Raw genomic sequence first — 22564 nt, 5'->3', positions numbered from 1 at the left:
TTGTGCAAATCGATCCCAACGATAATACTGCTCTTTGCCATGGTCGAGTTCCTTTCTTCTTTTGGCTATTTACTCTACCAAAAGATAATAAGGTTCTCGACCTTTTCATAAGATCAGGGTGAGGTGGGGTGGGCTCAGGGCGAGGTTACCGGTTAACAGGATGAGGTTGGCGTGTTCATGCTTCGACTGCGCTCAGCATGACATGAAGTGCGCGAAACGCAAAAAAGTGATTTATCACCAAGAGAGTGATTTATCACCAAGAGAGTGATTTATCACACTTTTTTGAATCATTTTAGGTTATATTGTGTTCTAAGTGTTCGAACAGAGAACGATGAAAGGTTGAATAGATATGTTTCAAGTCTCAGACACCGCCAGTAGCGAGTTGGTAAAGGTCCTCGCTACCCCAGAGCATAAGGACAAGAAGCTGATACTGTACTTTCAGGGAGCCGGCTGAAGCGGCCCCCAGATGGGGATGACTCTGGATGAGTCGGCAGAAAACCTCGACAAGCTCGAATCCAACGGCATCACCGCCTTTATCGATCCCAAAGTGCTGACCTACTTGCAGCAGTTTGGCGAGATCAACATCGATTTCATTTCGCGCAACGGTCAGTCCGGCTACATGATCAAAGTCGGCACGGCTGATTGTGGTTCCGGCAGCGACTCAGGTGGCGGTTGCTCCGGTTGCGGTTGAGCCCGACCAGCGAATAGTCTGAATATCAATCCAAGTCCGGCGCACAACCGGGCTTGGATTTTTTCTGTTATAATCAGAATTCGCGAGCAGATGATTGGCCTGTTACAGCTTGCCGTTGGCATCAAGTTTCAACAGGTACATCTTGCTACCTGTACCACCCGCACCGAAGGTACCGGCTACGACGAACCCGCCGTCTGAGGTAACCTGTATGGAATTGCCGTGATCGTGCCCGGAACCGCCATGGGTTCTGGTCCAGAGGGTATCGCCGGCGGCATCCACTTTAATGAGGTAAACATCGTTGCCACCTGCGCCGAAAGACTCGCTATATCCAACTAAAACGAAGCTTTCGCCATCAGTTTCCACTATGTCATTACAGACATCGCCACTGGCCCCTCCATACCGCTTGGACCATACTTCATTTCCTTCGGCATCGGTTTTGATCAGGTAGAAGTCGTCCGCACCCGACGCCGACCAATTGGATGTACCGGCGATCATAAAACCGCCGTCAGCGGTGTGAACGACCGCGCTGGCATCGTCGTCCCTGTCCTCGCCGTAGGTCCTCCACCACAGGCTGTCACCGTTAGCATCCAAGCGCATCAGAAAAACATCGGACGCCGTCGCCGCGAAGTTTTCTGTGCGTCCCACCAGAACGCAGCCCCCATCACCGGTTTGAGCTATTCCGCGAGCTTCGTCGTATTTGGTACCACCGTATATCTTTCTCCACAAGACTCCTCCGGTTAGATCGGTTTTGACAACATAGATGTAAACGGCCAGCGAGCCCGGTAATCCTTCACGGCCGGCAAAAACGTAACCATCACTGGTTGCCTCAATAGCAAAGGCTTCCTCTCGGCTGGGCATCCCGTACTGGTATGCCCAGACTCTGTCTCCGCCGTCGTTGATCCTAACCAGGTAGACATCACCCAGACCGCCGCCGTTTGACCTGGTAAAACCCATGACCGCAAGCCCGCTGTCGACCGCTTTCACCACGCCAACCCCTTTGTCCTGATTAGCATCACCCAGGGTCTTTGTCCAGAGTGAATCTCCTGCAGCATTCGTCTTGACCAGAAATATATCCTGTTCGTTGACTCCAGCGGTCGATCCCGTACCCACCACCATATAGCCGCCATCTGCGGTCGACACAACCGACTGACCGTCGACGTATCGCCGTCGGCCGAAGTATGCCTCGAAAGTAGTCCGGTCATCTTCACCTTCGTTGACGACCTTCGCATCGTCGCCGCAGCCTACGCAAATCAATAGAACTGCTGCCCAATGAGCACGAAACCGATTCAAGTCACCTCCGCCGTTTTGTAGACTGCTTCGCCTTGCACAAAAGATAGGACACGGCGGAAATGTGTCAAGTCTGATTGGACCGGGTTTCCCTCTTTTCGCTGCTGCCGCAATAATCTCCTTGAATCTGGCCGAAGAATGTATAACTTGTGAAGTTTGGTGGTACTTGATGCGAACTTACGACAGCATACTCGATTTGATCGGCCGCACGCCATTGGTGCGTCTCAAAACCGGAGCCCCGGCCGACGGCCCTATGTTGCTGGCCAAACTGGAGTTCTTCAACCCGACCGGCGCCGTCAAAGACCGCATGGCGCTACACATCATAAGTAAGGCGCTGGATGAAGGTCGTCTTGAGCCTGGCGGAACAGTGATCGACAACACCTCTGGCAATACCGGCGCGGCTATGGCCATGGTTTGTGGATTGCTCGGGCTGAAGGCTGTTATCACCACACCGGTGAAGACCAGTAAAGAAAAGATCGATCTAATCAGATCATACGGCGCCGAGGTGATCATCACTGACGAGACAACCCACGAAGACCCGCAAGGGAGCTACATGACAGCGCGGCGGCTGGCCCGAGAAAACGACTGGTTCGATCTCGACCAGTACGACAACCAGGCGAATGTCGAGGCTCACTACCTGTCAACCGGCCCTGAGATTTGGAATGACACCGAGGGTCGTATCACCCATTTTGTCGCCGGAATCGGCACCGGTGGGACGTTTTCCGGCGCAGCCAAGTTCCTGAAGGAAAAGAACCGGTCGGTGCGAACGATTGCTGTAGATCCTGAAGGCTCTATTTTCGCCGAGTACATCCGGCACAAGAAACTGATCGAAGACAAACCGTACAAAATCGAAGGTATCGGTTCGGATGTCCTGACCAAAGCGCTACATTGTGATCTCGTTGACGAAGTTGTCACGGTGAGCGATGAAGACGCATTCCAGCGAGCCCGCCGGCTTGCTCATCGGGAAGGTATCTCGATTGGCGGCTCCTCCGGCGCCGTGGCCTGGGCTATGGAGCAAGTGGCGACCGAAGCTGATTCGCAGGCAGTGATTGTGGGGATTTTTGCCGATAGTGGTATCAAGTATCTGAGCAAGCTGTTCAACGATGAATGGATGACTCAACACGGTTTCATGAGCAACACGGAGATCGACGCTTGAAGACAACTGCTACCACCCTGCTGGCGCTCTTTTGTGCGGTGTCCTTTGCCCACGGCGAACCAGAGCCTACCACCGGCTCCGCGAGACGGTTGGCGCCGTCCGAGCAAGTTTTTGATTTCGGACATGTCGGAATTGACTTCAAACTGTTTCACACTTTCCATATCGTCAACCACGGCGACGCTCCGGTGACCATAAAGAGCGCCACCGCCTCCTGTGACTGCTCACAGGTCAGTCTCCTCGACTCCCTTTTGGAGCCCGGCGATACCGCGTTTTTTCATCTGGACTTCCTGACGCGCAACTTCTACGGCCCCACCACAAAATCGCTGCTGGTCACACTGGATGATCATGAGTATCCCGAGATGAAGTTTTACTATCTTTCCACTATCGGTCAATGGTTCGCCGATCTCAAACCTGAGCCGTTTTCGTTGTTCTTTCTGCCCGGCGCCACCGGTAAACCGGTGAAACTGTCCAACCGGGTTTTTGATCAGATCAGTTGGGAAATTCGTGATCAGGGGGACAGCAGTTTCAGAATAGAGAATATCGGGCCCAGGGCTAACCGTGGTGAGGATTTGACGGTGATGGTAACACCATCAGATGGCTTGAAGGCCGGCACCTACTTGTCCAGCTTTACCGTACACGTTACGACGGCAGAGGATCAAAAGCCGGTTATTCTCACGATACCTGTGAAAATCGTCAAATATTAGCGTGAGTCCGAAGGCCTTTTGGCCGACACAACAATAAACTTGACAACACCTGTTATTTGCATCATATAGTTAATTGACGAGGGTGTCTCCGCTGTCCCCGGGTAGTTTCTTAGCCCCCTCTACCCACTCAGACGAGCACCCTCTTTTTTATGCAAAAAAAGCCGCCCTATAAAGGCGGCTCTTAGCATTCGTGACAGAATTGGCTGTAGCTATTGAGCTTTTTCGATACAATCAACCGGACAAACTTCTACACAACCGGGACCGTCGGCCTGGTCTTCGCACTCGTTGCAGGTGCTGGGATCGATGACGTAAATATCATCCTCGGTGATCGAATCAGTGGGGCACTCCGGCAGACAGAGACCGCAGGCAGTGCATTCATCGGTAATGGTCATGGCCATGGGCTATTCCTCCGAGACACGGTTAGTCGTTCAATTCGCGGCGCAATATAGTTAAAAGCCATAGCAATTCAAGAGAATAATATGGGAAAAATCGACAGTTGGTCACAGACCTCTCTGCCGGTGCTGTAGGGCGACTGGCCTGACAAATTTGACACTGTGGCCAAAGACCGCGTTATCTGAATAGACAAACTGTGACGACGCGCGAAGCGCAAAAAAAGGCTTGCCTGCGTCGGGCGGGGTCGCCCGACGCCACCTTCAGGAGTAGGGCGGCATCCTTGCGATGCTGCCACGTGCGATGTAAAAAGTAGGGCGGGGTCGCCCGACGCCACCTGCCTGCCCACCTGTGTCATTCTGGCGAAGGCCAGAATCCAGTCTTCGAATTCGGAACTGGATACCGGATCAAGCCCAACGCCACTTGATTACACCCACCCTTCGACTCCGCTCAGAAGTAGGGCGGGTCCGTCTTCGCCTGCGTGCCGCGGCGTGAACCCGCCACTGTTGCCAAGTCTGAAGGCAATCCTTCCCTACAAGACTTCATACTCAAAAGCCACCCCCGAACGAGTCGGGGGTGGCTTGAACCTTTCACCTAAGGCGAACATCGCCTTTTGTGTCTACGGACAATCGGCACAGTCACAGCGACATGGCGCCGGTCCACCGTTGAACATGTAGTCAACCAGGTAGACAAGATCGGCGATGTCAATAATGCCGCCGGAACAATCCATGTCGGCTTCCTCGAAGCAAGGCGGTGCCGGTCCGCCGGTGAACATGTAGTCGACCAGGTAGACCAGGTCGGAAATATCGATTATATCTCCCGGATCGTAGTCGACGTTGCCGCGAATCGGAGTCATACAACACGACGGGCCTTCTATAATCGTGGTCATGATGTCGGTCTGCCAATCGAGCACGTTGTACCAGGACAGCGTACCTGAATCTGCCGGGTTGATCGACCGCATAGTCATCCCGTCCCAGACACCAAGAGTCAGGTTGCCGTTGTCGGCCCAGCCCTGCCAAACATACCTGCGGCTGAAGGTTGGATAGACCTCGTGGAAGATAGTACCCAGTGGGTTTTCGGCAAGTGTTAACGGCGCCGCCGTTGGCCGTCCGCACATGTAATCCATGTAAACGGTGTCATCGGTCCCAACGGTAGACAGCACCACAGTGCCGGTCACTTCCTCGACATGCTTCCACAGGACGGAGTCCTCCATGCCCGCGGCGGTGCCGCGGAACATGAGCGTGTCGCAGAAGCTGAGAACGCCGTCGCCGTTGTCGAGCCACTCATCGAGCTGCCAGTCGTCACAGTAATTCGGCCGCAACTCGTGCCACAAGGTGCCGGTGGGATCACCATCGGCGGGCAGATAGCCGTCGATGTTGTGATCGTACTCATCGACATTCGGATTCGGCAACGGATCGGTGATGATGTCGGTCTCGACCGCTTCCACGTGCCAGTCGGTATGGTTTTCGCCGAAGTCGTTTCGGAAATCGATGTAATCACATGAATCCAGGAAGCCATTGCCATTGTCGACCCAGTTGGTAATCACGTAAGGATAGCCGAACCAGGACACGCGCGGATAGGCCGCCTGCCAGTAACCGCCGATGGGATGCGTGATCGGATCGATCAGCGGATTCGGGTCCATACCGTCGAGGTACCAGGTCGAGTCACCCTTGGTGACGGTGATAGTCGGCGTCACCACCTGGACATGCTCATACGACAGACGCCCGGTAGGTTCGTGCATAAAGACCAGCGTGTCACAGTAGTCGAGAACAGAGTTGCCGTTGTCGATCCACAAGCTGCACGACCACATCTCGCAATAGTTGAACCACAATTCATGCCACATAGTACCGGCCGGGCTGCCGTCGCCCGGACGCCAACCGTCGATGTTGTGCTTAAACTTGCCGTCCATCGGCGGCGGCGGCTCCCAGTGTTCTTCAAGGCTGGTAGCTATGTCGGTAGCGACCCCTTCAAGATGCAGCGTAATGGTGCTGCCGGAATCGTCACCGTCGATATATTCGAAGGTCAGATAGTCACAGGAATCGACAAAGCCGGTCCCGTTGTCGACCCAACCGATACAGATCGAACGTTGGCAGAAAGTGGGATAAACTTCATGGAAGAACATCCCGGCCGGGTTGGACGACCAGTCGAACATCGGGTTGGTCATCAGGAAGTCAAAGTAGTAAACCTGACTGGTAATCGAATCGACCAGTGTGAACGTTGTGAGAACTTCTTTGACATGCTTCCACCGCACCGGATATGGTAGATTCTGTCCCACGACTTTGATAGTATCGCAGAAACTGAGCCAACCGTCGCCGTTGTCGATCCATTCTTCAACAGTCCACAAATCATTGTAGTTGGGCCACAACTCTTTCCACTCGGTGCCGACCGGCGTACCGTCGTATGGACTGTAGCCGTCGATGTTGTGATCGTACTCGTCGCGAACGGTTACGATGGGCGTCGTTATGATATCGGTCTCGATGGCCGTAACCCAATAGTCGTCGGCCAACGAAGAATCCGGTCCGTTCAGAGCTTGCAGTTTGACGGTATGCCCGGGCTGCAGGGAGCTTTGATTGAACTCCTGCCAGTATACTATCACGTGCTTGCGGCAGTAGTTGGGATACACCTCATGCCAGAACGAACCCATAGGGTCGGTAATCGGATTGATCAGCGGGTTAGGCGGGTCCAGCAAGTCAACGTAGAGAGTCTCGGCCGGGTTGATTATGTTGACCAAAGTAAGTGTCGGCGTGACCACTTCCACATGTTCGAGCGACTTGGTGCCCAATGTGTTGTGTGTGAACTCAAGAGTGTCGCACCAGCTGAGGATACCATCGCCGTTGTCGATGACGTCGGTAACCGTGAAGTCCTCGCAGTAGCCCGGCCACAGTTCGTGCCAGGTGGAGTTCAACGGGCTGCCGTCCGGTGGCAGATAACTGTTGGTGTTGTGCTTGACAATCCCGGGCGTGTGCGGTGGCGGTGCCGGTAGACATATAGGCGGATCGACACAAGTACAATTGACCGGAGCGGGACCGCCGTTGAAGAGGTACTCGATCAGGTAAATGATATCGTCGTAGCCGATGCAACAGTCGCCGTTCACATCCGCGTTGGCAAGCACCGGCGGCGCAGGGCCTGAGATATACAAGAACGAGATCAGGTATGTCAGATCGCTTATGTTCCAGAATCCGTCATCGTTGACATCGCCGGGGTTCTGATAATCACACGAGTCGCATGGGTTGGGCGTACAGGTGGTACCATCCCCTTCGTACAACCACCCGGCGTCATCGCACTCAGCCTCCGTCATGATGTGACAGAGACCGTAAGGCGGTTCACAACATGCGCCGGTGGGATCGGGGGGGGCAGGACAAATGACCACCGCCCATTCGAGTAGCGTGTGGATAGGTCCTCCCTGAGGCGGCATCGGTTCCAGTGTCGTGTCGGCCAGGTTCTGTCCCTGCCAAACAGCGATGTTGCCGGCGTTGACACCATAGTTGGCCAACTCGGCCAGGAAGGGCAACGGTCCGGAGGGTGTGCACTGGGTAGTTATGACCGAGTATTTGTCATGGTACATGCTTCCGTGCGGCCCAGAAATATTCGCGGCATCGTTGTGCACACTGGAGCCGTGGGCCGATCCGGCCGGCGGTTCGCCTTCGTGCATGTCGTAGTACGGATCGCTGATGCATAGACACGAGTCGGCCGGGTCAGTACAGGTACCGGCCACGGTGACAAAGTGCCCGCCGACACGTTCACAGAAATCTCCGCCGACTTCTTCGTAGAAGCCAAGCAGCAGAATCACATTTTGACTGGCCAGCACTTGCTCCCGAATGAAGTCGAAACCAAAAGCCGGGTCCATCGGATAGATATTGACGACAAAATCTCCGGTCAATCCGGCACTGTCTATCCATGCCTGCGCTCCGGTGGCCAGGTCGAAAACATTGGTGCCTGAATGACCCTGATTGGTCTTGCAATACAGAGCCAGCGAATCGATAAACGGCATGACATTGTTAGTGTCATGATCATCCCAGCCGCTGGCGGGTCCAAATGGATAAACCAGGTTGTATCCATCGTTTTGAACATGACCGGGATCGGGGTAGAACGGGCGCGGGTCCAACGGCGCCGGTTCGAACTTGGAATCAAACCACCACAGACAGTTGGCCAACGCTACCGGGCCGCAGTAGCTCCACGCGCCACTGGGTTGATAAATCCAGGCGTCTTGTTTTTGATCGAAGTCGGGCACGCCATTGGGAGCGTAATCTTCGTATGCCGGTTTGTAATAGTCGCAACTGTCCGGCTGGTCGGATTCGATGGTGAAGCAATAGGGACCACCCCAGGCCGGGAAGTAGGGAATAGACCCGGTCAGTATCCACTGCCATTGGTTGCCGGGAGGCATCCAGCAGGAATCGATACACAGAGTACGACCGATTTCGGCCGAGGATACCACGGTTGGAATGTACCATGCAAAGGCGCCCATGCCCGCCGGCCAGCCCAAAGGTGGCATAGCCACGGCGGCGCCCATAGCCGAGTCGGCGCCTGATCCGGTGACACCGGCATAAGCCGTCAGAAACGGCGCCAGATTGAACATGATGGGCCAGCCGATTGGAAAGGTGTCTATCACGATCGGCTGCCACGATGCTCCATCGGGCGAATAGACCTGAAAGCCACTGGCCATCGCCTCGATATTGGAGGGCTGAGTGTTGTTGACATAGATATCAAACTGAAACTGTGAGTCTGCGTAAATCCCTCCCCCGCCGGCCGCACCCGGCCCCGAAAGGCTTGCCGATACACCGGGTGGTTGCGCCATACTAATCGGCGCGAAAACAATAGCGCCCAGGATCAACGTCATCACACATGATAAGCCCACACCAACTTTAGCACAGAGATACATACTTCCTCCATCTCGTCCGGGATCTCGATTATGTCAAAAAAGCAATTTCTCGGTTATCGATCAGCGCTCATGAAACTTGAGCAAAGAGATTATGGAGCACTGCATACAGGTTAGTTGTCGGTAGACTGTCTTCAATTGATTATAGCGGCTAAACCCTCCCGTGTCAAGGCATTTGCGCGATTACGTAGACGCTCTTTTCCATATTCGCGTTCAGTTTACTCACAGGACCTATCCAGGCATTCGAGTATCGCCCGTGATACATGGCCACTCCCGGGTTAACGGGAGCGGCCATTCTCCATGTATCACACAGACATACATATAGGCACTACTGCCCAGATTTGTCTACGGACAATCGGCGCAGTCGCAACGACAGGGCGCAGGCCCACCGTTGAACATATAGTCCACCAGGTAGACCAGGTCGGCAATGTCGACCGGGGTGCCACCGTTGCTGCAATTCATGTCGGCTTCATCCATGCAGCTGGGCGCCGGACCGCCGGTGAACATGTAATCGACCAGGTAGACCAGATCGGAGATATCGATGATGTCGCCAACATCCATATCGATATTACCCCTTATCAGACCCATGCAGCATCCGGCCGGTCCACCGGTGATGACAAAGGCCAGATCGAGCGACAGACCGGTGGGATCGCGCAGTTCACCCCAGTTGGTGCCGCCCTGCGAGAAACGCACCATACCCGGCGTTGTACCGGCGTAGCCGTCCAACTGTGAACCGGGACAACCCTGGAACTCAATCTGATACATAACGTCGAAGAAGCTCTCTACCTCGAAAGTGCCATCGGGCCGCCTGGCCAGTGTGATCTGGCCGGGGCTGGGCATACCGAAATCGGTGCCACCGGTGACACGGAAGGTGCAGAAATCGGGATCGCCAAACAGCTCACCCTGCATCCTCACTACATCGGCGGCGAACTTCTGCAAGTCCTCGCCCGGCGTCCGCGGCGCGGTGTGGACCTCCACTACCAACTGTACAGACAGATGGCGATTGAAACCGGCCAGCCCTCCGGTACCGGATACATCCAGATCGAGCGCCGACTCAAAGCAGTGACCATCACCGCCAAGATAGCCGCCCGGGCCTTCGCACACACCCGAAGGTAGCGGCAGTGAGCACGGCAAATAACTGTGCAGGCAAGTAAACACCGTCTGGATTTCGGCATCCAGCTCAATCGTTGAGCCGGGTGGCAGGCCGTTGACGATCTCCATGGGAACATCGCCAAAGAAATCGCAATCGGCCGGTAGCGTGATTGTACCGCTGCCGTTGTCGGCTTCCGTGCAGGTCGGTATACCAAAGACGCCGTCGTCGTTGTAATGTTCGAGTGTGGTCTTCCAACCCCACGCACCGTCGATGACACCCTCCACATCGGCGGTGATATTCAGCCAGTAGATGGTACCGGAATCCTGCATGAACCAGTCTTCCTCATTGAGGTAGACGTTGTACTGGAAGTACTGCTGGTGGTTATTCGGGAACCACACGAAAGTGACCGGGTCGTGCCAACCCTCCCACAAGAAGGAGTTGATGGTCTGGGGATTGTAATCGGTGACGACCTTCTGCCAGAGCAATTCACCGGGTCGGCTATACGGAATCTGCGGCGGGTCAGCCGGGATGTCGCTATGGATACTCAGCGCAAAGCCGTTGAGTTGACCCACGAAGCCGTCCTTCCAGGAACCCCACCAGTGGATATCCTGAATCCAGCCGGTTTCTGTACACATGAAGTCATCGGCTAGAATAAGCGGCAAGGTAGCGTTCACATCCCAGCCTGCCTCGTCGGGAAGCTGTGCATAGTGCATCTTGTGACCGTCGCCGGGCTCCCAGTACAGGTCCTCACAACGGTCGTCGGTGCCGTTGTGGTTCAGGTCGCCGGAACATGTAGACCAGTCGCCGTGCCACTGGTGGCTTGCATTAATGCAATCAGCCTGCGTGGTTATGTAACACTGGCCGGCTGCATCGCAACAAGCGCCGGTTGGTTGCGGACAGGGATTGGGCGTGCAGGTTGTCCAGTCGCCCTGGTAGTCACCGGCACATTGCGCCTCGGTGGTGACAAAGCAATCTCCGGTCTGCGCGTTACAGCAGGCGCCGGTCGGTTGAGGACAGGGGTTGGGATCACAGTCGGTATCGTCACCCTGGTAGTCACCTGTGCAAGCGTCAAAGGTCGTAACATAGCAGTCACCGGTCGCCGGATCACAGCATGCGCCTGTGGGTGATGAGTTGATGACGAACGAAAGGTCCATCGACTCGCCGGTGCCGCCACCTACGCAGGCGTGCATGATCACACCGCCGGGTATGATAAAGTTGAACCCACGGACATCGATCGACACCCACTCCGGGTTATAGTCCGGAAAGGTCCACGGGAACATGAAATGACCGACCGGGTCCTGCATCACGAACAGTATATCGCGTCCAATGTACGGTTGTTCAGGCATGCCCGGTAGCGGCGGCATGCTGTCGTTCGGCGGCTGGTCAATCGACCATTGATCTGTCGACCAGTTGATGGCCAGTTCGATATAAGAAGGTCCCGGTCCAAGCGGATTGATGTCAAACTCGATGAACGCCTCTTTATACCGCGTTGGATCGTAAGGGTGATCGTAGAACCAGATGTTCCACCAAGATTCTTCCGGGTAGAAGTACCAACCATCACCATAGGCATTTTCACCGGCGCCATCTATGACCACGCCGCCCGGGTCCATTACGACATAGAAAGCGTTGAAGTTGGTGTCGGCATCGGCGCCCGGCTCGAAGAGCTCCTGCCAGTTCTGACCGCCCTGATTGAAGCGAACGGAGCCGGGGGTTGTCCCCGCAAAACCATCCAGAATCGAACCGGGACAGCCCTGGAATTCAATCTGGTATGACACATCAAAGAAACTCTCGACCCACCAGTCCGGGTTGGTAAGGTCGTCGGTCAGGATAGTGTGGCCGGGGCTGGGCATACCATAGCCGGTGCCGCCTGTGACTCTGAACTCGCAAAAGTCAGGATCGCCGAACAGTTCACCCATCAGGGTGTAGACATCAATGTCGAACGACTGCACCGGATCGCCCGGATTGCGCGGACCGGTGTGGACTTCCATTTGCAGCGGCACGAACAGGTGTCGATTAAATCCGGCCAGAGCGCCGGTGCCGCGCACTGTCAAATCAAGCGTCGCCTCATAACAGTGATAGTGTCCCCCAAGCGAACCACCGACGTCCTCGCACTTACCGGCCGGTGGATTTCCTGAACAGAAGAAAAACTGATTACAGATCGGGTCGGTGATAAAAGCATCCATCTCGATTGTAGTGCCCGGCGGAAGATTATTGACTATCAGCATCGGCTCTTCGGCCACGTAGTCGCAGGTGTCGACCGGATGGTCGATGGTGCCGCTGCCGTTATCCGGCTCCGAGCAGGTGGGCGTGCCATAGACGGCATCATCCTGGTGGTGTTCCACCGATGATTTCCAACCCCACTTTACACCAGGATCGCTGACATCGGTGGCGGCAGTTATCTCCAGCCAGTATATATTCCCTGCTTGCTGAACAAATGGGTCGGCGATATTGAAAATATTGTATTGATAGTAATTGTCGTGGTCGGGGTACAGGTATTCGCCTGATGTCGGATCGTGCCAGCCTTCCCACAATTGGGGGTCGGGTGTTATGTGCTGCGCAATCACATCGTCGATGGGTATGTATCGCGACCACAGAATCGGACCGGGCATCGACCAGGTATCCGGGTTCTGCGGTTCGGGGTCCGGGATATCCGAGTGAATCTTTATCCAGAAACCGTTGATGGTGCCGGTGCTGCCGCCGAACCATGATCCCCAGAAGTGTATCTCGTTAACCGGACCGTCCGCTGAGCACGTCCAGTCATCGGCCAGCGTTTGACCGAAACTGGCCATCACATTCCAGCCTTCTTCATCAGGCGTTTGCGGAAAGTGCATTTTGTGGCCGTCGCCCGGAATCCAGTCGGCCAGCGCAAACAGAGCGCAAAAGCCAATCACGAACAGCGCCGCGGCCAATCCAAGTGAGACTCGTTGCATGAAAACTCCTCCTCCGGGTTCAAAAGGGAGGCATCCCTCGAACCCTGATAGTTAATCAGACATTCAACTACTCGTAACTACGACTCATAATTTCAGGCGAAACGGGTGGCTGCAATGGTCCAAGCCGTTGCCTGACCATCTCCCCTTCGATAAGACGCCACAGCGGGCGGTGAGTATACGTGTCAGAATGAACCGGGCTAATGAGGTTTCGTCAGAGATTCAGGGGTGCCGACGGAACCTGTCCACCCATGTTCAGTCATAAAAAGATAGTATCCATGATGTTCAAAGTCAAGGTATTTTCGATAAATGGATACAATTTTCTATTTTCATGCCCCTGGATAGACCCTGGTGCTGTAAGGCGACTCGCCTGACAGCCTTGACAGGAATGAAGTTATCTGAGTGGCACAGTGGACAGGCAGAGTGTAAGCGCGAAGCGAGATAGACAGGCGTGCCTGTGTCGGGCGGGGTCGCCCAACACCACCCCAAAGTTTCAGTGGTGGCCCACAGGCTGCTGTGGGAAATGTGTGTGACGCAGGGTACCCCACCAAGACCGGCACGCTTGGTGGGATTGTTCATCCTTCGACTCCGCTCAGGATGAGGTTGGTGGATGCTCTGGATGGAGTGATGAAACACTCTCTTGCACTTCGCGCGCTCTGTGTATGTCATGCCGGACTTGATCCGGCATCCATCTTCTCTTGTAGGTCGAAATCCCTGGCCCGAAGGTAAGAGACACGGCTTGACCGTGCATCCTTCGACTCCGCTCAGGATGAGGTTGGTGGATGCTCTGGATGGAGTAATGAAACACTCTCTTGCACTTCGCGCGCTCTGTGTATGTCATGCCGGACTTGATCCGGCATCCATCTTCTCTTGTAGGTCGAAATCCCTGGCCCGAAGGTAAGAGACACGGCTTGACCGTGCACCCTTCGACTCCGCTCAGGATGAGGTGGAGCCGTGCGCAGTGTGAGGTGGAGCCGTGCGCAGGGTGAGGTTTCAAGGGCTGCTCTTACCCGACGCCTTAGTGAGAGTCGCCGGGTCACAACCACGCCTAGGGCGTGGTCAGGACCCTGCGAAACCACATCATGACGTAGCCTCTAAGCTTGAGGGTGCCACTCAGTGATACTGTGTAGAACACTTCGGGTACTGTCAATCGTCGTCGCCGACTGAGCTGTCCCCCGCTCCCGAGCGGTCCTGTCTCTTGAGATGTGTCTCGATGGGTCGCGCCGGTCGCTCTTTGGGTTCGGTTTCTTCGGGGACCATGGTAACGACGCGCTGGGGAAAAGGAATCTCGATTTCTTCCTGACGGAAGCGGTTGAGAACCTGTTCGCGCAACTCGGAGGCGGTGCGAAACTGTTCCGACACATCGGCCACCCAACAGCGCATGGACACGTTGAGACTGGAGTCACCGAATTCCAGGAAATAAAAACTGGGCGGCGGGTCCTTGATTACGACCGGATGCCGGTGGGCTTCTTCGAGCATAACCTTGCGGACCTTTTCCATATCAGAGTCATATCCGACGCCGACGTCGATCTGAACTCTCAGTTTCGGATGTGGGTAGCTGAGATTGTGAACGGTCGATTTCATCAGCTCCGCGTTGGGAACGATAATCAAAGTGTTGTCGAATGTGCGAAACTTGGTGGAGCGGATACCTATCTGGTTGACCACGGCGGTTGTTCCGGTGTCCAGACGGACCCTGTCCCCCACTCTGAAGGGACGGTCGATCATGATAACAAAGCCGCCGATCATATTTGCTATAGTCTCCTGAGCCGCCAGCGCAATTGCCAGCGACCCCACCCCGAGCACCGCCACCAGGCCCATTATATCGACCGAGAAGTGTTCCAGAACTACCAACAGAGCCAGTATATAGCCGACAATCTTGACGCCGCGGTCGGCCAACGGAATAAACTCATCATCGAGTGTTGTCTCTGTCTTGGAAGCAATATTGGTGGCGTACCAGTTCAACAAAGTTGAGATCAGCCGGATTATCATCACGGCGACGACAAAGACGCCAAGAACATACAGAACGCCGTCGATAGCCTGAAACAGCCCCGAAAGGCTGTCGTCGGAAACGTGCTCCAGATAATTAAACAGAGCCACCGCGCCTATGATGTAAACCAAGTAGTGGACATGACGCTTGACGCCGCCGAATAGCTTGTCATCAAGATCGGTCTTGGTGCGTGAGGCCAGGCGTCCCACTATCAGGCTCAACATGGCGCGAATCAGCCACGCCGACAGAAACGTCAGCGCCACTATTGCAATTAAGGCCACCACGATTTGCAGATTGGTGGGCAGTGGTATCTTTTCGATTAGTTCATACATCGCGTTTACCTGAACTCGAATTGTATCCCGGCCGTTTCAAATCGGGCCCGCACGGCGATAGTGTCCGGATAGAGGGCCATCGTTTCGGCCGGTATGTAGGGATCAACCGAACCTGCGCTCTTGACACTGTCCTTATCACTATCAATAAACCCTGACAACAAATACCTGCCGCCGGGTAGATCGATCATGAAGGCGCCGACCGGCGTGGTCACGTCGAAAGAGCGTCCTCCGACCTTCTGGAAAGTCAGACGCAGCAGATCGTTTTCTTTACCCGCTATCGATACAACGGTCTCACCGGAAATCGATCCCACCGAGTCTGAGTCAATGACATTGAAGTAGTGTGTGCGTGCGCTGTCACCCAGCCGGTTTCCGGCGAAGTCGGCCAGCTCGAATTCGGTGATGTCAAGTCGATAGCGACCGCCACTCAACAGGGTATCCGGGTCCAGCCTTAATCTCAACGGATCCAGCCAAACCCGATTAAGCGGAATCAAGGTATCCGAAATCTGTTTAAGCAGAAACGTTTCAGGAGTGAACAGGCTGGTATCCATCGGCTCGGAGAACGCTAATTCGATCCTGACATCCCGGGCAAAACCCGGCCGGTCATCCGGCTGGATATCGACCAGTTCGGGAGGATTCTCGTCCACTACCTCCTCGATCATCACACCTGGGAAACCTATGGCCGACCGCGCGCCATCATAGGTGAGGGTCAATGTATACTCACCGTCGGCTACCGGCCCCGGGTGGAAATTGATCACCGACGCTTGTACATCGGCAGCTTCCAACAAGGCCAGGGCAGGAATGACCCGGCTACTGTCGGCCGAGGTCAGGATGCATCGATCCGGATTCTCGTGCAGTTGTTTCAACTCAATCGGTTTTGAAAGCCGTAGCCGCAGAAGTCCATCGGACGATTGCGATACGGCCAGAATCTCCGGCGAGGTGGTGTCCGTCACTTGCAGGGTGAGCATCAAGTCCTCGATAGGACTGTCCCCGCCTATCACAATCGGACGATCCGGCAGCGCGAACGGCTCTTTGGCTGGGTTGAATCGTCCATTGTTGTTCAGGTCTTCGAAAGCGATCATGCGAAACTCGGCCTCCGGCAGGTATCCAATCCTGAAGAGTCCTTCCGAGTTGGTCGGGATGACATAGGAGGGGTAAACGGAGTCAATCACCGACGCCGTGCTGAGTCCAATCCGATCATATAGTCCCACCAGCAGTCCGCTTTGGGGTTGTCCCTTGTCGTTGGTGATCAGTCCGGCCGTGCGACCTTTGGCGATTGTCGGGCCGGTACTGAAAGCAACAGTGAGAGCGCTGTCGAGCTGGTTGCCGCGCAGGTCTTTCACCTGGGTGCCAGCCGAGATGATGTAGGTTTGGTTGGTTTCGAAACTGTCGACCAGGGTGATGGTGACCCGGTCACTGCGCCATTTTATTTGGGGCGGCGTGGTCGGGCGAGGCGAGATAAAGATCGTCTGACCGGTCTTTGGTTTTTTGACACGTTCGGAGAAATACAAGGTAACGCTATTGCCTCCGGATACATTGACCGCGCCCGTTAATGGTTCGCTACCCATCAGGTAAGGTCCGGTTTTGTCGATCTCACCGCCGGGCGGAGGCATCTCATCGGCACAAGCCAGCAACAATAGGGATAGCGATGTCAATAGAGAGAGAAGTATACGACGGTGGGTCAGATTCATTGACCGAGCTTCTTCTTGATGCCTTCGTTGTCGGGGTCTTCCTGAAGCGCTTTGAGCCACCATTGCCGTGCCTGTTCCAGATCGTTCAGGGCTTTATACGTGTCGCCCAGATGATCGAGAATTACCGGATCATTGTCAAGCTCGGCAGCCTGTTTCAAATGTGGCAGGGCCTGGCTGTATTCCCCCAGCCGATAAAACACCCAGCCATAGCTGTCCAGAAAAGCCGGGTTGTCAGGGTCCTGAGCGACAGCCTTCTCGATCAAAGTACGGGCATACTGCAATCGCTCACCACGATCGCACAGCATGTAGCCCAGGTAGTTCATGGCCCCGGCATGATCCGGCGAGTCGACCAGCAGTTCTTCGAAAATAGAGACCGAGGAATCGATCTCACCCGCTCGCTCATAAGTTGCTCCCAGCGCAAACAGCATGCGAGTCCGTTCCTCCGGCTCACGCACGCGAGCCAGCCCGGTCTGGTAGGCGCCGATTTCGTTTTCCCTCTGCCCCAGTTTGGAGTAGGTAAAACCAAGGTCCAGCCAGCCTTGCGCCACCGTGTCAATCAACTGGGTAAACTCGATAAACTCGTCGCGCGCCTGCACGAAATCTTCCTCCATAATCGCTATGCGCCCCAGATAGAAGTGATTGGCCGGCACAGCTTCGCCTGTCTCCACCAAACTGGCGAAGATCGCCTTGGACCGGCTCAGCGAATCCAGTCCGAAATAGATCAGGCCGAGGCGATGTTTCACCGAGCGATCACCTGGCTCCAGCTCGGTCAACTTGCTTACGTACTTAAGAGCATTATGCAGAGAGTCCAGTTCAAGGTAGTAGTTGGCCAGGTAACGATTGATGATGAGGTCGTCCGGGGCCGCTGCAAGAGCCGCCTGCAATGTGGCTGAGGCCGAGTCGGGCTGCTGGGTTATCTGATACAAATCGGCCAGGCGCACAAAGGCCAGAATGTTGCGCTTGGTCGGCTCCAGTTCTATCGATTTCCTCAGGTGTTCCCGAGCACGTTCGTTGTCGCCGCGTTGAGCGTACATTTTGCCCAGTTCATATTGCAGAGCGGGATCAGACGGCTCCAGGCGCGCCATATTGTGATAGGCCCAGAGTACCGAGTCCATGTCGCCCGCATTATGGTAGAATGAGGCCAGATGAGCGTAAGCTCGTCGGTCGAGGGAGTCCTGGGCAACTACATGCAAGTAAGCCCAGCGGGCCGAATCTTCGAGTCCCTGAGATCGGTAAGCTGTGGCCAGCAAGCTGTAAACATCGCCATCCTTTGGATCGATAACCTCCAGCGCTTCCGGAATATCGACAAAGTTTTTTAGGTACATGAGCATCCGTGCAAACGAATACCGGATCTCGTATGAGTCGGGATGATACTGCAGCGCCCGTTTGTAGCCCTCGGCCGCTTCGGGAATATGCCCGGCCAACTCGAAGATTACAGCGTTGGCATAGTAGTGAAATGCTCTCGGGTCAATTCTCTCAGGGTCCAAATCCGGGCTCAACTGAAATGTACTCGTGCTCGCCTGGGGAGACTCCGCTGCGGCTGGATGCACACCGACAGTCTTTGACGAGCAACCGGCCAGGACCAAAAGACCCAAGAGAAATACAAGTACTACAGCTTTACAATTCACCTGCCATACTCCAAACACACATCGGACAACCAAACCAAAACCAATGCCCAACACGCTTCACCGGTTTGCGGCAAATCCGCCGTTCGGCAATTATCGTTTATACGATTACAGTGTCGGTCAGTTCTCTTTTCATTTTGGCAAAATCTTGAGATACCGCCTTTTCCCGACCTTCAGCACGACCTCGCTTTTAAGAGCGAATTCGTAGTCGAGGTCGACAACCTTCTCGCCATCCAATGTAACAGCGCCGGCCGCCATCAGTTTCCGCGCTTCGCCGTTCGATTTGGAGAGACCGCATTTGGCGATCAGGTGTACCAGGTATATCTTCTGAGGGTCGATTCCCAGCTCGCCCAGTTTCTGGATAGTAACCTCGGGTATTTCATCCGGCAACTCCTTCTGCGAAAACACCCGCTCGAACTCCTCAAGGGCCGTGCTCCCGGACCCTTCTGGATGGTACATGTCCACCAGCCGCCGACCGAGTTGCTTTTTGATCTCCATCGGATTGACGTCCGGCTGCTTCAGTCGTTCAGCAATTTGAGCCAGTTCGTCCGCGTCGACATCGGAGGCCAACTCGTAGTATGAATGAATCAAGGCATCGGGTATCGACATCACCTTGCCGAAAATCTCGCGGGCCGGTTCGTCGATGCCGATGTAGTTACCCAGCGATTTGGACATCTTTTGTTCACCGTCAAGGCCGACCAGAATCGGCATGGTCAGAACCAGTTGTGCTCTGATTCCGAACGCTTCCTGAATAGTGCGCGCGGCCAGAAGATTGAATGTTTGCTCGGTCGCGCCGATTTCAACGTCGGCCTCAATAGCTACCGAATCATATCCCTGCATGAGCGGATAGAACAATTCATGGATCGAAATCGGTACCCCCCGCCGCATCCGTTTGGTAAAATCATCCCGCTCCAACAGCCGAGCCACGGTATATTTTCCGGCCAGACCCATCACCTGAAGAAAGTCCATCTTCTTGAACCAGTCGCCATTGAAGCGTACTTCGGTTTTGGACTTGTCCAGAATTTTGAAAAACTGCGTCTGGTAGGTCTCGGCGTTTTTCATGATATCATCATAGGTCAGTTGCGGACGAGTCGCCGACACCCCGGACGGGTCTCCCACCATACCGGTGTAATCGCCGACTATCAGCACAATCTGATGGCCCAAATCCTGAAACTGCCTCAGCTTCCGAATACCGACACTGTGGCCCAGGTGGATATCGGGCGAGGTAGGATCGAACCCCTGCTTGACACGAAGCGGGCGGTTGTTCTCGATAGACTCTACCAGCCGCGACTCGAACTCCCCTTTCGGCAACATGTCCACCGTGCCGCGACTGATTATTTTGATTTGATGCTCAAGTTCGCTCTTTGTCTGTGCTGACAAATCTGATACTTCGGACAATTCATACTCCTTGCAGGCGTTTTACACTCTCTATCGGCACCTGACCAACGTTTGTTGATTTTTACGCGAGACCAATAGTCGATCCCGCTCCCACGATAGTAAAAGAGTCGGATAAAATCAATCAGATAAGACCTGATCGGTTTTTTGGTTGACTTGGTAAGCGACTGTGAGGACAATGGTGACATGGCAAAATCGATAAATCAACGCAGCTTCCATAGCCACCGGTGGCGCAATTCTATACTTGTGCTGTTGGCCCTGTCGGTGGTCTTCGCCATCGTTGTGGGCTACCGCACTTATGCCATCTACCAGACCGACCTGCCGTCGTTCGAGGCCCTTCACAATATCGAACCGAGTCTGACGACCAAAATATATGATCGCAACGGTATTCTGTTAAAGGAGTTCTTCACCGAAAACCGCGCCTTGACGCCTTTTGCTCAAATGCCGCCGCATCTGATCGACATGCTGATGGCTTCTGAGGATCACGAATTCTACGATCATTGGGGAATAAATGTTCGGCGTGTGGCCATTGTAGCCAGCACCAATTTGCTAAAACTACGTCTGGCGGCCGGCGCCTCGACCGTCACGCAACAGTTGGCCCGGATGCTGTTTCTGACCCGCGAACGGACTTTCGAACGCAAAATCAAAGAAGCACTCACGGCCATCAAGCTGGAGCGAACCTACTCTAAGGATGAGATACTCGAAATGTATCTCAACCAGTACTATTTCAGCCGAGGCGCCTATGGTGTGGCGGCAGCGGCCCGGCTGTTTTTCTCCAAAGACGTATCCGAACTCAACCTTAATGACTGCGCCATCCTGATCGGCGTGCTCAAAGCGCCCAACATCAATTCCCCATTTAACAATCCGGACAAAGCGTTGCGGGCGCGCAACCGCGTACTCTTTTCGTATTTCTCATGGGGAAAGATGACTCGCACCATGTACGACTCGTTGAAAGCCGAAGCGCTTGAGATTCGTCCTCCGGAAGAAGAGATAGGTACCGCCCCCTATTTTACGGAAACGGTGCGGCAGTATCTGCGCGACAATTACGGCGAAGATACTCTCTACGCCGGTGGTTTGAAAGTGTACACGTCACTGGATATAGGTTTACAAAAAGCGGCCGAGGCCGCCGTGGCCAGAAAGGTCGACACCCTGCGGGCGCGGATAGAACGCAAGTATGATCTGAAAAACCCCACCTATACAATGTTCATGCCGGATACGGCCGACGAGTACGGCGACTCGATTCGCGTGTACCGAAAAATCCAGGGCGCCTTAATTTCCATTGACAACAGCAATGGCGATGTGCTGGCTATGGTCGGCGGCCGTGATTTCGAAGAGAGCGAGTTCAACCGCTCGGTTCAGTCCAACCTGCAACCCGGCTCCAGTTTCAAGCCGTTCATTTACACCGCCTGTATCGACAACGGTTTCAGAACTACCGAGATCATCGACGATAATCCCATCGTGCTGGATATCCCCGGTTCCAAGGAATGGCGCCCGCATAACTTCGACTACAAGTTCAGAGGGCCTATCACTCTTCGTACCGGCTTGCAGCATTCTCGAAATCTGGTCGCCATCAAACTGATTTTGAAAATCCATCCGGAGGAGGCTATCTTCTATGCCCGGCGCATGGGCATCACCACCGATCTGGCCGCCGTTCCTTCGTTGGCCATAGGCGTGGGGGAAGTCAAGCTGATCGAGCTGGTCTCAGCCTACTCTGTTTTTCCGAATCAAGGTATCCATATTCCTCCGCGACTGGTACACAAGATTGTCGATCGATACGGCGCCGTCCTCGAAGACAACTCGGCCATCAAAAGAGAGGAAGTGCTATCGCCCCAGACGGCTTATATAATGGTCGACCTTATGCGTTCGGTGGTTGATTCCGGAACCGGACGCGGCGCCCGCTGGCGCGGCTTTAGCCGACCAGCCGGCGGCAAAACCGGGACCACTGATAACTTCTGCGACAACTGGTTTGTTGGCTACACACCGCAGATCACGACCGGGTGCTGGGTTGGGTTCGACAAGAAAATCTCGCTGGGTCGTGGTCAGGATGGCGCCAAGAACGGGGTCCCGGTGTGGACGGAGTACATGATCGCCGCCCACGACTCGCTTACGACGGAGACATTCGAGGAACCCGACGGCATCGTGCACCTGGAGGTTTGCCTTGAGTCGGGTGAGTTGGCCACCGACCGCTGTATTGAAGTGCGTGATGAAATCTTCACGGACGACAATCAACCGAGCGCCGACTGTCACTTGCATCCCTCGGCCGGTATGGACATCTCATCCAACGAAGACGACTTCACCCCGGAAGATACTACCGAAGAACGCACGCATTTCTAGCATGGTAAGTGCTGTCGGGTGACTCGCCTGACAGCCATGCGGTTTGGCGAGTGTCGGGGGGGGGGGGGGGGGGGCTCAC

The 22564-nt window shown here is 54.8% G+C and carries 12 protein-coding genes; 4 read left to right on the top strand and 8 right to left on the bottom strand.

Annotated features, from left to right (window positions below; all coding sequences use genetic code 11):
- Positions 1-466 precede the first annotated feature (466 nt).
- Complete coding sequence (locus OEV49_17345; GenBank protein MDH3892831.1) at positions 467-691, top strand: hypothetical protein; 225 nt, start codon at positions 467-469, stop codon at positions 689-691.
- A 102-nt stretch (positions 692-793) separates the two neighbouring features.
- Here OEV49_17345 and OEV49_17340 read toward each other — a convergent pair whose 3' ends face one another.
- Entirely contained in the window at positions 794-1981 is a 1188-nt protein-coding gene (locus OEV49_17340) for a hypothetical protein (GenBank protein ID MDH3892830.1), read from the bottom strand.
- Between the two features lie 166 nt (positions 1982-2147).
- Between OEV49_17340 and OEV49_17335 the strand changes: the two genes are divergently transcribed.
- Positions 2148-3134, top strand: coding sequence for a cysteine synthase family protein (locus OEV49_17335; GenBank protein ID MDH3892829.1), 987 nt, complete (start codon positions 2148-2150; stop codon positions 3132-3134).
- Positions 3131-3838: a DUF1573 domain-containing protein gene (locus OEV49_17330; GenBank protein ID MDH3892828.1), complete on the top strand. Its 708-nt coding sequence runs from the start codon at positions 3131-3133 to the stop codon at positions 3836-3838. Before OEV49_17335 ends, OEV49_17330 begins: the two co-directional genes overlap by 4 nt.
- Before the next feature lie 209 nt (positions 3839-4047).
- On the opposite strand, the gene OEV49_17325 is transcribed toward OEV49_17330, so the two are convergent.
- From OEV49_17325 to tyrS, 7 genes are all read right to left on the bottom strand, one after another.
- Complete coding sequence (locus OEV49_17325; protein MDH3892827.1) at positions 4048-4236, bottom strand: 4Fe-4S binding protein; 189 nt, start codon at positions 4234-4236, stop codon at positions 4048-4050.
- Between the two features lie 611 nt (positions 4237-4847).
- Positions 4848-9107 carry a dockerin type I repeat-containing protein gene (locus tag OEV49_17320; GenBank protein MDH3892826.1) on the bottom strand — a complete coding sequence of 1420 codons (4260 nt, stop codon included), beginning with the start codon at positions 9105-9107 and terminating at the stop codon, positions 4848-4850.
- A gap of 342 nt (positions 9108-9449) precedes the next feature.
- Positions 9450-13127 (bottom strand): hypothetical protein, encoded by a 3678-nt coding sequence (locus tag OEV49_17315; protein MDH3892825.1) that lies wholly within the window; start codon positions 13125-13127, stop codon positions 9450-9452.
- Between the two features lie 1143 nt (positions 13128-14270).
- Entirely contained in the window at positions 14271-15443 is a 1173-nt protein-coding gene (locus tag OEV49_17310) for a mechanosensitive ion channel family protein (GenBank protein MDH3892824.1), read from the bottom strand.
- 5 nt (positions 15444-15448) lie between these two features.
- Positions 15449-17131 carry an Ig-like domain-containing protein gene (locus tag OEV49_17305; GenBank protein MDH3892823.1) on the bottom strand — a complete coding sequence of 561 codons (1683 nt, stop codon included), beginning with the start codon at positions 17129-17131 and terminating at the stop codon, positions 15449-15451.
- Entirely contained in the window at positions 17128-18759 is a 1632-nt protein-coding gene (locus OEV49_17300) for a tetratricopeptide repeat protein (GenBank protein MDH3892822.1), read from the bottom strand. The genes OEV49_17305 and OEV49_17300 overlap by 4 nt, the downstream gene beginning before the upstream one ends.
- Before the next feature lie 129 nt (positions 18760-18888).
- Positions 18889-20154 carry a tyrosine--tRNA ligase gene (gene tyrS / locus OEV49_17295; protein ID MDH3892821.1) on the bottom strand — a complete coding sequence of 422 codons (1266 nt, stop codon included), beginning with the start codon at positions 20152-20154 and terminating at the stop codon, positions 18889-18891.
- Positions 20155-20337: 183 nt separating this feature from the next.
- Between tyrS and OEV49_17290 the strand changes: the two genes are divergently transcribed.
- Entirely contained in the window at positions 20338-22485 is a 2148-nt protein-coding gene (locus OEV49_17290) for a PBP1A family penicillin-binding protein (protein MDH3892820.1), read from the top strand.
- Positions 22486-22564 lie beyond the last annotated feature (79 nt).

Source organism: Candidatus Zixiibacteriota bacterium (assembly GCA_029860345.1).
Classification (GTDB): domain Bacteria; phylum Zixibacteria; class MSB-5A5; order GN15; family FEB-12; genus JAJRTA01.
Note: the sequence above shows the minus strand (reverse complement) of the source record. Positions and strands in the feature narration are given on the sequence as shown.